This is a genomic window from Sphingobium sp. B11D3B, from assembly GCF_025961735.1.
Lineage (GTDB): Bacteria > Pseudomonadota > Alphaproteobacteria > Sphingomonadales > Sphingomonadaceae > Sphingobium.
The window spans coordinates 1,502,404-1,516,899 of sequence record NZ_JAOQOF010000001.1 but is presented as its reverse complement, the minus strand read 5'-3'; the positions used below and the strand labels follow the sequence as shown (position 1 = coordinate 1,516,899).

The following is a 14,496-nucleotide window of genomic DNA, read 5'->3' as shown; positions in this document are numbered from 1 at the left end:
CCGGCGGCGCCGTGCATCGTCGCCGGACTTTGGGCTGTGCCGTGGTCGAGTGAGCGGCCAGCTTGTTTCCGCCGCTAAAATCTCTCTGTTCGCAGCCTGGCCGGGGGCGGCCAGCATCTCCCATTGCAAAGCCGGGCCAGCCCTCCCATCTTCTTTCCATTATGGCTTTTGAGCCGGCAATGTCTGGTTTACGCTATTTGGCGACATTTTCGGCACTTGTGATGCTGCAAGAAGGCGGTCTAGGATGACCGACGGAAAGAGCATCTGGGCAATTGGCGCGAGACGGCGCCAGACCAAGGAAGAGATTGAATGACAAAGCTCACAGGATCGGATTCGAAGAGCACGCTCTACTGCTCGTTCTGCGGAAAGTCGCAGCACGAAGTGCGTAAGCTCATCGCCGGCCCAACCGTGTTCATCTGCGATGAATGCGTCGAATTGTGCAACGATATCATTCGTGAAGAGACCAAGGGTGGTCTGGTCGGCCGCAAGGAAGGCGGCGTGCCGACGCCCCAGCAGATTTGCGATGTGCTGAGCGATTATGTGATCGGCCAGCAGCGCGCCAAGCGCGTGCTCTCGGTGGCTGTGCACAATCACTACAAGCGGCTGGAGCATGGCGGCAAGGCGGGCGATGTCGAGCTGGCCAAGTCCAACATCCTGCTCATCGGGCCCACCGGCTGCGGCAAGACGCTGCTGGCCCAGACGCTCGCCAAAACCTTCGACGTGCCGTTCACCATGGCGGATGCGACGACGCTGACCGAAGCTGGCTATGTCGGTGAGGATGTCGAGAATATCATCCTCAAGCTGCTCCAGGCGTCCGACTATAATGTCGAGAAGGCGCAGCGCGGCATCGTGTATATCGACGAGATCGACAAGATCAGCCGCAAGGCGGAGAATCCCTCCATCACTCGCGACGTGTCGGGCGAGGGCGTGCAGCAGGCGCTGCTCAAACTGATGGAAGGCACGACCGCCTCGGTGCCGCCGCAGGGCGGACGCAAGCATCCGCAGCAGGAATTCCTGCAGGTCGATACGACGAACATCCTGTTCATCGCCGGCGGTGCCTTTGCGGGGCTGGAGAAGATCATCGGCGACCGGCTTGAGGGCAAGTCGATCGGCTTTGGCGCGCATGTCGCAGCGCCGGACGAACGGCGTACGGGTCAGCTGCTCAAGCAGACCGAGCCGGAAGATCTACTCAAATTCGGCCTGATCCCTGAGTTTGTCGGTCGTCTGCCGGTCATCGCGACGCTGGAAGACCTGGACATCGCTGCGCTGGTGCAGATCCTCACCGAGCCCAAGAACGCGCTGGTGAAGCAGTATCGCAAGCTGTTCGAGCTGGAAGACGTCGAATTGACGTTCACGGACGAAGCGCTGACGGCGATTGCTCAGCGCGCCATCGAGCGCAAGACCGGCGCGCGTGGCCTGAGGTCGATCATCGAGGCGATCCTGCTCGACACCATGTTCGATCTGCCGACGATGGAAGGCGTGACCGAAGTCGTGGTGGACAAGGATGTGGTTGAGGGCCGTAAGGACCCCGTCCGCGTCTTCGGTGCGGAAAAGCGCCAGGCGGGTGACGCGGCCTGATCGGATAATCTGATCGGCATGAAAAACGCCGCCGCCGGGGCCCGAGGGCTCCAGCGGCGGCGTTTTCGTTTGTTCAGTCAAATGCTCAGTCGAGCGTCTGCTTCACCGCATAATAAGTGAAGATGGAGTGATCGGGGTTGGACCGACGGCTGCCGGTGCCGATGATCAGCGTCTTGCCCATCCAGTCATGCGGCCCCTCGGGCACCACGAATGTGGGCGAGAAGCAGAAATAGGCCGGCTGCGGGGTGCCGTCATCCAGTCGCGCCTCGCCCGGCTTGGCCGGGATGAGATAGCCATTGTTGTTGATGTAAATCTTGGTGCCGTCATCGGCTTGCAGCATATAGTGCGACTTGATGACGATGGTGCCGTCGCCCCGCACGGTGGCGTAATCGGCGCCGCTGTCCGGGATGATGATGCCGGACAGGCGTGGCCCGTAGATCGTGCCGCTGGCGCAGGGCGTGTAGCCCTGATAGCCGCCACCCGGCAGCGGGCCGACAGTGCAGCGTTCGGGGCGGAAATTCACCCGCATCTCGAACACATATTCGAGATGGGCGGGGACTTGCGGATCGTTCATCGCATGCTCTCCTCTTGACTGGATAAGGCACTGCCGCCGCCCTGCGGAAAGTGCAAGGCGGCGGCAGCTGGTTTTCTTTGCGAGGCGTCAGCCGTCAGAGCAGCATGAAATAGTGGATGCGGTTGGCCTTCGGGATCTTCTCGGCAACGCCGACGAAGATGTGCTTGCCCAGCCATTCGTGCGGGCCTTCGGGCACGTCGAACTTGGGGCTCACCCGCATATAATATTCGTCCGGCCCCACATCTTCGTTGCGGGCCATGCGCTCCATGGCGTCACCTTCGGCCCAGCGATAGCCGCGGCTCTGCAGATAGATCGGCGTGCCGTCATCGGCTTCCAGCATGTAGCGCGCGTCGAAATCGATCACGCCATTGGGGCGGGACAGCGGATAGTCGCCGCCGCTCATCGGGATGACCCGGCCGCGAATGCGGGGGCCTTCGAAGGTGCCTTGGGCTGCCCACACGGCAGCGCGGGTCGCGCCCATGCTGGTGGGGGAAATCCACACCGCCGGTGTCAGGTCGATCGACACCGTGAAGGCGAATTCGAACTTCGGCGCGAAGGGATGGGGGGCAATCTCGGGCGTTACCATGAAGTGCAATCTCCTTTTTCGATGACTATCAAACAGCAGCTGTGGCGGGCAGCGTCTTGTACCGCGCGCCGAGAATCTGCGCGAACTTGCCGTCGCGCAGATAATAGAAGCCAAGGCTCTCGATGTTGAGGGTTTGCCCCTTCATCAAGGGGCCGGCGATGAAATCGGGCCAGTCTTCCAGGCCGTAGAATTCGGTGCGAACATGGCAGGCGAGGGTGTCCGGACCGGCCGCGACGGCGAGAATGTCGAGCGTTTCGCGGACCTTGGACTTCACGTCGCGGTAGAAATCCAGAATGGCAGAACGTCCTATGATCTGGCGCTTCTCGCCCAGGTTGAACACCACGTCATCGCAATAATAGCGGCCGAAACCTTCGAAATCGTTCGCATTGAAGCGGGCGATGTAGTCGGCATAGTCGTCCTCGGTCATCCTGCGCTCCAAGAAAATTCTTGTTGTTGATTCTTCAACAGCTAAGCGGGTGGCCGCTTGGGTTCAACTGAAAAACGTCGACCCACTCGACCGATATGCTTGCCAAGCCCCGGAATCTGGCCGATTGTTGCGCATGATAACATTGCCCATCACGGGGTCCGCCTGTTTGTGACGATGCCTGCAAAACAAATTGCCATTGCTGCACCTGACATTGATTGGGCCGTAGAAAGACCGCGTGTTCCGCTCGATCAGGTCATGCGGGTGTTCCTGCGCAAGCCGGGGTTTCTGCTCAACCGCATCGATCAGATCGCCAATGCCCTGTACGGATCGGTGGCCTGCGGGGGCGAGACCTTGTCGCAGGCGGAAATGATGCTGGCGATTGCCGAGCGTCCGGGGAGCGACCAGGTTCGCCTCGCGCGGGCCTGCGGCAGCGACACGTCGACCACGGCGATCGTGCTGCAAAATCTCGAACTGACCGGCCTCATTGCCCGCCAACAGGATGAGCGGGATCGGCGGCGCAGTCTGCCCGTGCTGACGGCGGCCGGGGAAGCCCGCATGGACGAAATCCGGTCGTCCTTCGCCCAACTGCAGGCGTTGCTGCTCGATCCGCTGAGCGATGACGAGCGCGCGGTGGCCATGGCGCAGCTCTCCAGCCTGGTGGAGGCCGGCAACGACGGCGCGCCGCGGTGGGACAGGCAGGACTCCTATCTGGCCAATGTGCCCAGCATGCTGTTCCGTCGCGCGCTGCAGATTCTCCATGCGCATTTCAGTGAGCAGGTCGCGCCGATGGCGGTGACCCTGCGCCAGTTCTCCGCGATGGTGATTCTGGATCTGCATGGCGGCCTGAGTCAGGTCGAGTTCGCGCGGGTCTACGGGCTTGATCCCTCCACCTGCGCGATCGTTCTCAAGAAGCTGGCCCAGCGGGGGTGGTTGCAGGCAGTGCCGTCTCCGCAGGATCGTCGCAAGACGCTCTATTTCGTCACCGATGAGGGCCGGCACCAGATCGACCGCCTCCAGGCCAGCGCGGATGCGACGGAAGATGCGGTGCGATCCAACATATCCGCGCGCGCCTTCGAAGCGCTGCTCCCGCCCTTGCAATCCGTGGTGCGCGCGCACTCGGCGATCCTGCGCTATCCGGGCTTTTTCCCTTGGGATCATGAACCGCCGCAATCCTGTTGATTGCGCGTTCAACATCGATATACAACGACGTCTGACTAATTGAGGCGAGTCTCTCGCCTTTGGGGAGGACGTTCATGGCGGATATCGAACGGCGCAGCGTGCCCGTGCACAACCCACGCAGCGGCGCGATCGACTTTATGATGGAAATTGCGACGGCGGAGGACGTAGCGGCGAAGGCCGACCGTCTCCGGCGCAACCAGCAGGCTTGGGCTGCCAAGCCGCTCGCCGAGCGCATCGGCGTCATGCAGCGCTGGCTGGGCGAGGTCGCCAAGCGCGCCAGCGCCATCGCCGAGGCTGATGCGATCGATACGGGCGGGTGCCACACCTCCTATCTCCAGGGCTTCATCACCATGGGCAATATCGGCGGCTGGATCGAGGACGCGCAGGCCGCGCTCGATGCGGCGAGCTATACCGGCCCCTCCAAGGCCATGCCGCAGGTGGAGGTGCGCACGCAGTTCGTGCCCTATCCGCTGGTCGGCGTGATCGGCCCCTGGAACGCGCCGATGATGCTGGTGCTGCTCGATGCCATTCCCGCCCTGTTTGCAGGTTGCGCCGTGCTCATCAAACCCTCGGAAGTGACGCCGCGCTGGGTAGAGCCGCTGTTCGAGGCCGTGGCGCAGGTGCCGGAACTGGCTGGCGTGTTCGATTATGTTCAGGGCGATGGCGAGACGGGCCGGGCGATCATCGACACAGTCGATCTCGTCTGCTTCACGGGCAGCGTGCCCACCGGTCGCAAGATCGCCGTGCAGTGCGCCGAGCGCCTGATCCCCTGCTATCTGGAACTGGGCGGCAAGGACCCGGTGATCGTCACTGAAACCGCCGATCTGGAGCGGGCGACCACCGCTGTTCTGCGCGGCGCCGTTCATGCCAATGGCATGGTCTGCTTCTCGGTCGAGCGCATCTACGTCGCCGAGGCCATCCACGACGCCTTCGTCGCGCTTCTCGTTGAGAAGGCGCAGAAGGTCCGCCTCAACAGCGACGATCCGCGCGCCGGGCATCTCCATCCCTTCACCTTCGCGCCGCAGGCACAGATCGTCGAACGGCATATCGCCGATGCGGTCGGGAAGGGGGCCAAAGTCCTCACCGGCGGGGCCGTCGAGCAGATCGATGGCGGGCTCTACATGCGCCCGACCGTGCTGACCGGCGTCACCCACGACATGCTGGTCATGCGGGACGAAACCTTCGGGCCGATCCTGCCGGTCATGCCGTTCAAGACGGTCGAAGAGGCGATTGCCCTCGCCAACGACACCATTTTCGGCCTTACGGCGAACGTCGTCGCCGGAAGCCCGGAAGAAGCGATGGCGATCGGCCTGCAGATCAATGCCGGCTCCGTGTTCATGCAGGATACCTTCCTGACCTTCGCCAAGAACCGCACGGTTGGCAGCAATGCCTTTGGCGCGTCCGGCGTGGGCGGGGGCTCGCGCACCGGCCCGGAGGCGATCCTGCGCTATGTGCGCCGCAAGGCTCTGCTCACCAATCATGGCGAGCCGGCCGATATCCAGAACGATCACCATCTTGGAAAACCGGGAGGACACTGACATGGCATGGGAACTGAGCGCACTCGACCGGCTCGAAATTCAGGAGCTTTATTCGCGCTACGCCTGGGGGATCGACCTCGCCGATGAAGAGACGGCGATGTCCACCTTCGCGCAGGACGCCTGGTTCGATCACCTCTGGCAGGGCCGGGTGCAGGGCCACGAGGCGATCCTGGAGAATCTGCGCTCGCTGTGGAACGACCGGCAGAGCTGGTGGTACGGGCGCCAGCACATCATGAACACGCTGATCATGGACCCACGCCCGGAGCAGGGCGAGGTGGACGTGCGCTGCTTCTTCCAGATCCTGCAGTTTCAGACCGATTATCACACCAACTTCGTGTTCGGCATCGGCACCCGGCAGGACCATGTGACCAAGAAGGAAGGCGTGTGGCGCTTCCAGTCACTGCACGTCAACGCCTGGACGGCGGCCGATCAGGTGCCGTGGAAAGGCGAGATCCTGCTCAAGAAAAAGCCGAGCCATCAGGCTCCGCCGGTTGCGGGGAAGAAGTGATGCAGATCACCGCTGCCGTCAGCCGCGGCAATCAGCCGGCGCCGGTGCTTGAAACGCTGGAGCTGGAAGCACCGCGCGCGGGCGAGATGCTCGTGCGCATGGTCGCGGTCGGCATCTGCCACACCGATTTGCACGAGCATCCCGGGCGTCACGCGCCGCATCCCATCGTGCTCGGCCATGAGGGCGCGGGCGTGATCGAGGCGCTGGGCGAGGGCGTGCGCGGGTTCGCGGTGGGCGACCATGTGCTCCTCTCGGGCAGCAGCTGCGGGGTGTGCCCCAGTTGCGTTGCCGGACGTCCGACCTATTGCGATCTCGCGATGCCGATGAACTTCGGCGGCAAGCGCCTGGATGGCTCGACGGCGCTGGCGTGCGGGGATGAGCGCATCCACTCGCATTTCTTCGGCCAGTCTTCGTTCGCGACGCACAGCATCGTGCCGGAGCGCACGGCCGTGAAGGTGGACAAGGATATTCCGCTGGAACTGCTGGCCCCGCTCGGCTGCGGCGTCATCACTGGCGCCGGATCTGTGATCGAGGCGCTGAAGGTGGGGGCAGGGGATACCATCGCGATCTTCGGGGTCGGTGGTGTCGGCCTCTCTGCGGTGATGGCCGCCAAGCTGGTGGGCGCGAAGCGGATCGTCGCGGTGGACATCAACCCGGGCCGGCTGGAGCTTGCGCGCGAACTGGGCGCGACCGATGCGATCCGCTCCGACGGCGAGGACGTCGCCAAGCAGATCCGCGCGGTTACCGGTCGCGGCGTGGACTTCACCTTCAACACCACCACCGTGCCAGCCGTCCACACCATGGCGCTGGAATGCCTCGCCATGAACGGCACTGCCGGCTTCGTCGCGGCGCCTCGTGGGGAGTGGGCGCCCGCCATGTTCCCCATGCTGGCCGGTGGCAAGCAGTTGCGCGGCATACTCGGCGGCGACGCCAATCCGCGCACCTTCCTGCCGATGCTGATCGATTACTGGCGGCAAGGGCGCTTCCCGTTCGATCGGCTGATCGAGACCTACGCCTTCGATGAGATCGGCAAGGCGTTTCATGATTGTGAGGCGGGCACGGTGATCAAGCCGGTGCTCAAGGTTGGAGATGCTGCATGACCCCCGAAATCCGCAAACAGCTTGAAGCGTTCGGCACGGAACTGACCCCGGACATGATGGGCGGCACGCAGGGGATTTACCGTGCCCTGCAGCCCGGCATTCCGGCTGGCGCCAGAGTGACGCGCGACCATCAATATGGTTCCGATGCACGCAATCGGCTGGATATCTTCACACGCGACGGGCTTTCCGGCGCGCCGGTGCTGGTGTTCGTCCATGGCGGCGGCTTCGTGATGGGCGACAAGACCACCGAAGGCTCGCCCTTTTACGACAATATCGGCAGCTTCGCCGTGGATGAGGGCTATGTCGGCGTCACCACGACCTACCGGCTCGCCCCTGCCGCCACCTGGCCGGCCGGCGGCGAGGACGTGGCCAATGCCGTCATCTGGCTGCGCGAGAATGTGGCGCAATTTGGCGGCGATCCGGATCGCATCTTCGTGATGGGCCAGTCGGCGGGCGCGGTGCACGTGGCCGATTGCGTCGCGCGCTTCTCCCCGCAGATCGCCGGCGCGCTGATGTGCTCGGGAATTTACGACGTGGCCGCGGCCGAGCCGAACCAGTTCCAGAAATCCTATTATGGCGAGGACCCGGCCGGCTGGGCGCAGGCGTCCACCGTGGCCGGGCTGCTCACCAGCAAGATCCCGCTGTTCTTCTCGGTCTGCGAGTTCGATCCGGTGCCGTTCCAGCAGCAGGCCGCGAGCCTGGCTGCCCGCTACGCCATAACCAACAAGGCCTTTCCAAGGCTGCATTGGCTGGGAGGCCACAACCATCTGTCACCTGTGCTCGAGATCGGGACGCCAGACAGCGACCTTGAGCATCACATCATGAACTTCATCGCCACCGTCTGAGGCAGATTCTTCAGGAGGACCCCATGGTCGAACCCATTCAATTTCCCGATGTCGAGTTGTATCGCGGCTGGGGCGAGCCGATGCGCGCCAATATCGAGCTGCGTGGGCTGGAGCTGATTTCCGGCGCCATCCCCGATGGGCTGGAAGGCGGCCTGTATCGCGTCGGCGCCGACCGGCAATATCCCTCCGGCCGCACCGATGACATCTTCATCGATGGCGAAGGCCAGATGCACATGATCCGCTTCAAGGACAATCAGGCGGACTATGTCGTCAAATGGGTCGAGACGGATCGCTACAAGGCGCAGAAGGCCGCCCGTCGCGGGCTCTTCGGCAGCTATCGCAACCGCTATACGGTCGATGAAAGCGCGAAGGAAATCCATCTCGGCACGGCCAACACCACGGCGATGTTCCATGCCGGCCATCTCTATGCGTTGAAGGAAGATGACCTCCCTTACGAGATCGACCCCGACACGCTGGAAACAAAGGGCCGCGTGGACTTCGACGGACAGATATTGTCCGAGACGTTTACGGCGCATCCGAAGGTGGACCCGATCACCAACGAACTGCTGGCGTTCGGCTATCAGGCCAAGGGCGATGCGACCAAGGATTTCGTGTTCTACGTCTTCGGGCCGGATCGCAAGATCAAGACCGAGATCTGGTTCGAGATGCCCTATGCAGCCTGCGTCCATGATTTCGCGATCACGGATGAATGGGTGGTCGTGCCGTTCTTCCCGCTCATCACCGATCTCGACGTGGTGAAGCAGGGCGGGCCTTATTATCAGTGGCATCCCGATCAGCCTGTGCATGTCGCGCTGGTGCCGCGTTATGGCAAGGCGGAGGATATTCGCTGGTTCAAGGGGCCAACCGGCAGCGCCGGTCACATGATGAATGCCTATCGCGAGGGCACGAAGGTCCACCTCGACCTGTGCTATTATGATGGCAATTGCTTCCCCTTCTTTACCACGCCGCACGGCGAGGAAACAGCGCCGGTTCCGCCTTTCCTGACGCGCATGACGTTCGACCTCGCCAGCAATGAGGACAGCTTCACCACGCAGCGTCTGCTGAACATTCCGGGCGAGATGCCGCGCACGGACGATCGCTATCAGGGGCGGCCCTATCGCTATGGCTTCCTGCTCGCACGCGCACAGGATGGATCGAGCGGCACGGCGCGGTTCGACAACCAGACAGGCGAGTTCCAGATCTGGAAGCCGGGCCCGGGCGATAGCGTGCAGGAGGCGCAGTTCGTGCCGCGCACGCCGGATGCGCCGGAAGGCGATGGATGGCTGCTCGTGCTGGTCGCACGTGGTGCGAAGAATCGTAGCGATCTGGCCATTCTCGACGCGCAGAATCTGGCGGCTGGGCCGGTTGCGCTGCTCAAGCTGCCCGTCCGCGTTCGCTCGACCTTCCACGGCACCTGGGTGCCGGAGGAGACGCTCAAGAGCGGCCAGTATAATATGAAGCTCAGCTCGGCAGCCTGATCGCTTACACCTATCGGCTGACCGGTTTCCTGTAGACCGGGCGGACCTCAAACAGAAAGGGCGGCCCTCGCATCATAGCGAGGCCGCCCTTTTCCTTGTCGCCCGACAACCGTCGAGCGCGTATATCAATGCGCGAGCGTGACGGGCTCTCTATCCTTCGCCTCTTCCTGGCGGCGGATATAGGCGAGGGCGAACATCAAGATCGCGGTGCCAAGCGGCAGCGCTGCCGTCAGCGCGAGGGTGAGTTGCAGCGAGTAGTGCTGGGCGAGTGCGAAGCCGCCGGCAATCGGCGCCACGATGCCGCCAATGCGCCCGGCGCCACCGGCCCAGCCCAATGCCGTGCTGCGCATCCGGGGCGGATAGACTTGGGCGATCATCGTGTTGAGGCCGGACTGTCCGCCGGTCTGGAAGAACTGCCAGGTGAGCAGCGCGACCACGAAGAAGGCGGAGTAGAAGGGCACCCAGCCCAGCAGGTTGATGGTCACGGCGAGCATCACGTAGAAGCAGGCGATGAGCAGGGCAGGGCGCATCCGGTCCATCAGCCAGCCGATGGAGAGCGTGCCCGCAACGCCGCCGAGATAGCCGATCATGGCGACCTTTGCGAAATCCTGAATCGGAATGCCCGACATTTCGAGGAAGAAGGTCGGCATCCAGGCGCTAAGCAGGGCCGTGTTGGTCATGCTGAGCGTGCAGGCAGCCCAGACCAGTGCCGTCATGGTCAGGCGACCCTCGGAGAACACGTCGGACAGCTTGGCCTTGCGCCCCTTGGCGCCACCGCTCTCGATCACGAACAGTTCGTCGCCCCGCAGGTCTACATTGCGGTCGATCTTGCGGATCGTGGTCGCGATCCGCTGATCGGATGGGTTGCGCTCGGCCCGGAACTTAAGCGATTCCGGCACGATCAGGAAGAGCAACACCGCGCAGGTAATCGGCACGAGGCCGCCGATCCAGAAGCCGCTTTCCCAGCCATAGCTATCCAGCAGCCAAGCCGCGACGACGCCGCTGGCGGCACTGCCGGTCGAGAAGCCGACAAGCGCCAGAGAGATCAGCGTCGAGCGTTTGCGCTTGGGGGTCAGCTCGGAGATCAGCGCCATAGCCATGGGCAAGCCCGCCGCCATGAACACGCCGGCAATGCCGCGCAGAACAGCCAACTGCGTGAGCGTCTGGGCATGGATGCTGCCGATGGTGATCGTGCCGAAGATGAGGCAGGAGACCATGAGCATGAACCGCCGTCCGAACCGGTCCGCCAGCGGGGCGATGCTGAAGGCACCAATGGCGAGGCCGATCTGCTGGTAGACGAATACCTTGGTCATCGCCTCGGAGGTCTCTCCGAAATCTGCAGCGATGGCCGGCGCGATCTTGCCGATCATGAAGATATCGAACCCGTCGATGAAGCAGACCAGAACGCAGACGAGCAGCGCCATGATCTGGGTGGCGCTGATCCGCGACCGATCGATGAAGTCTTCGACGTCAAACCTGTTCATATTCAGCCATCCCGCATCCATCCGGCCGACCAGCCGGGCTTTTTATCGGATTGCACCAAAACACGGTGTTGATGGGGAATCAACATCCTTATAAGGCAAAGCTGCAGATTAGCGGTTGTGATGGGCGGCAATGTCGCCCATGGGCGCCGCGTAAGAGCGGGCGCGACGCGGCTTCGACGTGATCGGAACAAGAGGCGCCACCGGCCCGCAGGCCAGGGTCCATCGTGGCATGGATGCGACACTTTCTGACAAAGTCATCAATATTTCCTGCTCGATGAGAAATTTTCTTGTTTTCTCATCGGTGCTCTTTCAATGGCGCAGGCTGGAGTATCGGGCAAAGTCAATATCTCGGAGTATTGGCGATGCTCGGCTGGTCTTATGCCAGCGGGAGAAGGATGCAGTACAGGCGAAGCCCGTGGCTTCGATCGGGCCCTCATCGTGCCTGATCGGCTCACAGGCAAAGGCGATCTCGTTCGTCTTGGCGCATAAGTCCTCCCTGCTGATCACTCCAATAACGCGGTGAAGCTGCGTGGTGTCCTGGCCCGTTTGCGGGCGGCGCTGTCTCCGGGCGGCGCGGGGATGCGGCGCGGCATTCACCCATCGATCAATGGGCCTGCGCCCGCGTTTTGGGAGATTTGGAATGTCGTTTTCGTTGAGGAACAAGCTTCTGGGCATGGCGGGTGCGTCCGTCTTTGCAATGAGCATCGCAGCGCCCGCACAGGCGCAGGACGATGCCGCTGCCCAGGCGCAGCCCCAGCGCGCCGGTGTCGAAGAGATTGTCGTGACCGCGACGCGCTCGGCCACCAACCTGCAGGAAACGCCGCTGGCCATCACCGCCGTGACCGCCAATGCGCTGACCGATCGGGCGATCAACAACATTCAGGACGTTGCGGCCATCGTGCCGAACGCCAGCTTTGCGGCAGCGAACGCCTCTTTTGGCCGCGCCGTGCAGGCCTATATCCGCGGCATCGGCCAGTATGACTTCAACCTGGCGTTCGAGCCGGGCGTGGCCTTTTATGTCGATGACCAATATTATGCACTGCTCGCCGGTTCGACCTTCGATCTGCTCGATCTTGAGCGCGTCGAAGTGCTGCGCGGTCCGCAGGGTACGGTGTTCGGCCGCAACGCCATTGGCGGCGCCGTCAACCTGATTTCCAAGGCACCCGATGCCACCCCTTCGGCCTATGTCGAAGCGACCGTGGGCAGCTACAACCGCACCGACCTGCGCGCCGGATTTAACGTGCCGCTCTCGGAGAACCTCTTCTTCCGCGTCTCAGGCGTTTCGAAGAAGCGCAAGGGCTACCAGAAGCTGCTCGACTTCCGTTGCGAGATGGTGCGTCAGGGCACGCCTGGCCTCGCCGGCAGGTTCCCCTCGCTCGATCCCTCGGACGGCTTCCTCTCCGGCGCCTCGCAGACCGATTGCGAACTGGGCCGTTATGGCGGTGAAAGCGTTGTCGCCCTGCGCGGCGCGCTGCGTTACGCCGGCACCGGCATCGACCTGACGCTCTCGGCGGACTACACCAACGATGATTCCCCGGCGGTGGCAAACAAGCAGCTCCGCATCGTGCCGAGCGCAGCCACGCAGGCGCTTGATGCGGCCGTTTATCAGCCGCTGTGGGGTGTCAGCTATGACAGCCGCTTCCTCACCAACAGCCCTTACACCACCTATGCCACCTATTGCGATCCGATCCCGGCTGGGACCAACATCGCCGGCACTTATTATAATGGTGGGTCGGACCGTGGCGGCCAGTGCTTCGATCGCAAGGCTGTGATCGAGAATTACGGCTTCAGCGGCAAGGCCGTGGTCGATCTGACGCAGGACCTGACGCTCACCGTGCTGGGCAGCTATCGCAATGTCTTCACGACGGCCATCAACGATACCGACGGGTCGCCGCTGAGCCTGCAGACCACCAAGTCCATCATCACGCATGAGCAGTGGACGGTCGAACCGCGCCTCAACTATACCAGCCCGCTGTTCGATGTGACCGCCGGTCTGTTCTACTACAAGGGCAAGGGCCTCACGACGTCCAACGTCTCGATTCCGTTCCTCAACTTCCAGCAGAACGCCCGCATCAGCGTGGATAGCGAAGCCAAGGCCGCTTATGCCCAGGCGCAGGTTCGTCCGCTCGATCGCCTGCAGCTCACCGCTGGCCTGCGCTACTCGGAGGATACCAAGGACACGCTGTTCAACAACGGCCAGGGCGGCATCATTCGCCCCGTGCTCGTCAAGGACGACCGCATCGATTACCGCTTCGGCGCGGACTACAAGCTGACCGATTCCGTGATGGTCTATGGCTCGATCGCTTCGGGCTATCGTCCCGGTGCGTTCAACCCGCGTCCGTTCCAGGCCTCGCAGCTCGTGCCCGTCGCGGCCGAGGAAATGGTCGCCTACGAACTCGGCTTCAAGGGTGACTTCTTCGACCGCCGCCTGCGCCTGAACGTGGCCGGCTTCTACTCGGATTACTCCTCGCGCATTGTCTCGCAGAGCGGTTCGGAGTGCATCAACAACGGCACGACCGGTGTCTGCACGCTCGCCGGGACGCAGGTCGATCCGGCTGTGACCGGCGGCAACGAGCTGTGCCGCGCCTATAATCCGGCGACGGACGGTGCGGTCAACCTGGCGCAGGGCATTGGCGTGGCTTGCATCTCCAAGACCAACTACGTCAATTCTCCGGGCAAGGTGAAGGGCTTCGAGGTCGAGCTGGAGGCCCGTCCGGTCGATGGCCTGACGTTCAATCTCGCGGGCGGTTACACGCACTTCGATGCGCCGGAACTGCGCAACGATCCGCTCGTGGTGAACCAGACGCCGGTTTATGTGCCGCAGTGGACGGGTTCGGCTGGCATCCAGTACGAGATCCCGGTCGAGCAGCTGGGCGGCTCCATCACGCCGCGGATTGACGGCTTCTATCAGTCGAAGATCTCGTTCAACTCGCGCAGCCCGATCGCCCAGATCCCCGGCCGCGCCGTGTTCAACGGGCGGATCAGCTACCAGAACGATGCGGGCGACCTGACAGTGGCGGTCGGTGCGACCAACCTGTTCAACAAGCAGTACTACTACAACATCTTCGATCTGGTGCCCTTCGGCCAGCCCACCACGGAAGCCCAGCCGGGCCGTCCCCGCGAGTGGTATCTCTCGGTTCGCAAGAACTTCTGACGATCACCTGACAGCGTCAGGCTGACATAAGGAAAGGCCGCCCTG

General features: G+C 62.9%; 12 protein-coding genes. 8 read left to right on the top strand and 4 right to left on the bottom strand.

Annotated elements, in window-relative coordinates:
* Positions 1-309: 309 nt before the first annotated feature.
* Positions 310-1,578 (top strand): ATP-dependent Clp protease ATP-binding subunit ClpX, encoded by a 1,269-nt coding sequence (gene clpX, locus M2333_RS07180; protein WP_181559306.1) that lies wholly within the window; start codon positions 310-312, stop codon positions 1,576-1,578.
* A gap of 85 nt (positions 1,579-1,663) precedes the next feature.
* On the opposite strand, the gene M2333_RS07175 is transcribed toward clpX, so the two are convergent.
* The 3 genes from M2333_RS07175 to M2333_RS07165 all read right to left on the bottom strand — a co-directional run bounded on the left by M2333_RS07175 (position 1,664) and on the right by M2333_RS07165 (position 3,165).
* Positions 1,664-2,152 (bottom strand): DUF3237 domain-containing protein, encoded by a 489-nt coding sequence (locus M2333_RS07175; RefSeq protein ID WP_181559307.1) that lies wholly within the window; start codon positions 2,150-2,152, stop codon positions 1,664-1,666.
* A gap of 94 nt (positions 2,153-2,246) precedes the next feature.
* Positions 2,247-2,738, bottom strand: a complete 492-nt coding sequence (locus M2333_RS07170; RefSeq protein ID WP_264572533.1) for a DUF3237 domain-containing protein — start codon at positions 2,736-2,738, stop codon at positions 2,247-2,249.
* A 28-nt stretch (positions 2,739-2,766) separates the two neighbouring features.
* Positions 2,767-3,165 (bottom strand): nuclear transport factor 2 family protein, encoded by a 399-nt coding sequence (locus tag M2333_RS07165; RefSeq protein WP_264569994.1) that lies wholly within the window; start codon positions 3,163-3,165, stop codon positions 2,767-2,769.
* A 255-nt stretch (positions 3,166-3,420) separates the two neighbouring features.
* Between M2333_RS07165 and M2333_RS07160 the strand changes: the two genes are divergently transcribed.
* From M2333_RS07160 to M2333_RS07135, 6 genes are all read left to right on the top strand, one after another.
* A complete protein-coding gene (locus M2333_RS07160) occupies positions 3,421-4,344 on the top strand; it encodes a MarR family winged helix-turn-helix transcriptional regulator (protein ID WP_264584801.1) in 924 nt (307 codons plus the stop codon).
* 74 nt (positions 4,345-4,418) lie between these two features.
* Positions 4,419-5,882, top strand: coding sequence for an aldehyde dehydrogenase family protein (locus M2333_RS07155; RefSeq protein ID WP_264611301.1), 1,464 nt, complete (start codon positions 4,419-4,421; stop codon positions 5,880-5,882).
* Position 5,883: 1 nt separating this feature from the next.
* Complete coding sequence (locus M2333_RS07150) at positions 5,884-6,390, top strand: nuclear transport factor 2 family protein (protein WP_181559312.1); 507 nt, start codon at positions 5,884-5,886, stop codon at positions 6,388-6,390.
* On the top strand, positions 6,390-7,490 hold the full coding sequence (locus M2333_RS07145; RefSeq protein ID WP_264611300.1) for an NAD(P)-dependent alcohol dehydrogenase: 1,101 nt from the start codon (positions 6,390-6,392) through the stop codon (positions 7,488-7,490). Before M2333_RS07150 ends, M2333_RS07145 begins: the two co-directional genes overlap by 1 nt.
* Positions 7,487-8,335: an alpha/beta hydrolase gene (locus M2333_RS07140; protein ID WP_264611299.1), complete on the top strand. Its 849-nt coding sequence runs from the start codon at positions 7,487-7,489 to the stop codon at positions 8,333-8,335. Before M2333_RS07145 ends, M2333_RS07140 begins: the two co-directional genes overlap by 4 nt.
* A gap of 23 nt (positions 8,336-8,358) precedes the next feature.
* A complete protein-coding gene (locus M2333_RS07135) occupies positions 8,359-9,813 on the top strand; it encodes a carotenoid oxygenase family protein (RefSeq protein ID WP_264611298.1) in 1,455 nt (484 codons plus the stop codon).
* A gap of 125 nt (positions 9,814-9,938) precedes the next feature.
* Here M2333_RS07135 and M2333_RS07130 read toward each other — a convergent pair whose 3' ends face one another.
* Complete coding sequence (locus tag M2333_RS07130) at positions 9,939-11,297, bottom strand: MFS transporter (protein ID WP_181559316.1); 1,359 nt, start codon at positions 11,295-11,297, stop codon at positions 9,939-9,941.
* 640 nt (positions 11,298-11,937) lie between these two features.
* Here M2333_RS07130 and M2333_RS07125 point away from each other — a divergent pair.
* Positions 11,938-14,451, top strand: a complete 2,514-nt coding sequence (locus M2333_RS07125; RefSeq protein ID WP_264611297.1) for a TonB-dependent receptor — start codon at positions 11,938-11,940, stop codon at positions 14,449-14,451.
* Positions 14,452-14,496 lie beyond the last annotated feature (45 nt).

Bases quoted from the DNA above. Each gene is read 5' to 3' on its own strand.
- clpX (WP_181559306.1), top strand. From the start codon at position 310: ATGACAAAGCTCACAGGATCGGATTCGAAGAGCACGCTCTACTGCTCG.
- M2333_RS07175 (WP_181559307.1), bottom strand. From the start codon at position 2,152: ATGAACGATCCGCAAGTCCCCGCCCATCTCGAATATGTGTTCGAGATG.
- M2333_RS07170 (WP_264572533.1), bottom strand. From the start codon at position 2,738: ATGGTAACGCCCGAGATTGCCCCCCATCCCTTCGCGCCGAAGTTCGAA.
- M2333_RS07165 (WP_264569994.1), bottom strand. From the start codon at position 3,165: ATGACCGAGGACGACTATGCCGACTACATCGCCCGCTTCAATGCGAAC.
- M2333_RS07160 (WP_264584801.1), top strand. From the start codon at position 3,421: ATGCGGGTGTTCCTGCGCAAGCCGGGGTTTCTGCTCAACCGCATCGAT.
- M2333_RS07155 (WP_264611301.1), top strand. From the start codon at position 4,419: ATGGCGGATATCGAACGGCGCAGCGTGCCCGTGCACAACCCACGCAGC.
- M2333_RS07150 (WP_181559312.1), top strand. From the start codon at position 5,884: ATGGCATGGGAACTGAGCGCACTCGACCGGCTCGAAATTCAGGAGCTT.
- M2333_RS07145 (WP_264611300.1), top strand. From the start codon at position 6,390: ATGCAGATCACCGCTGCCGTCAGCCGCGGCAATCAGCCGGCGCCGGTG.
- M2333_RS07140 (WP_264611299.1), top strand. From the start codon at position 7,487: ATGACCCCCGAAATCCGCAAACAGCTTGAAGCGTTCGGCACGGAACTG.
- M2333_RS07135 (WP_264611298.1), top strand. From the start codon at position 8,359: ATGGTCGAACCCATTCAATTTCCCGATGTCGAGTTGTATCGCGGCTGG.
- M2333_RS07130 (WP_181559316.1), bottom strand. From the start codon at position 11,297: ATGAACAGGTTTGACGTCGAAGACTTCATCGATCGGTCGCGGATCAGC.
- M2333_RS07125 (WP_264611297.1), top strand. From the start codon at position 11,938: ATGTCGTTTTCGTTGAGGAACAAGCTTCTGGGCATGGCGGGTGCGTCC.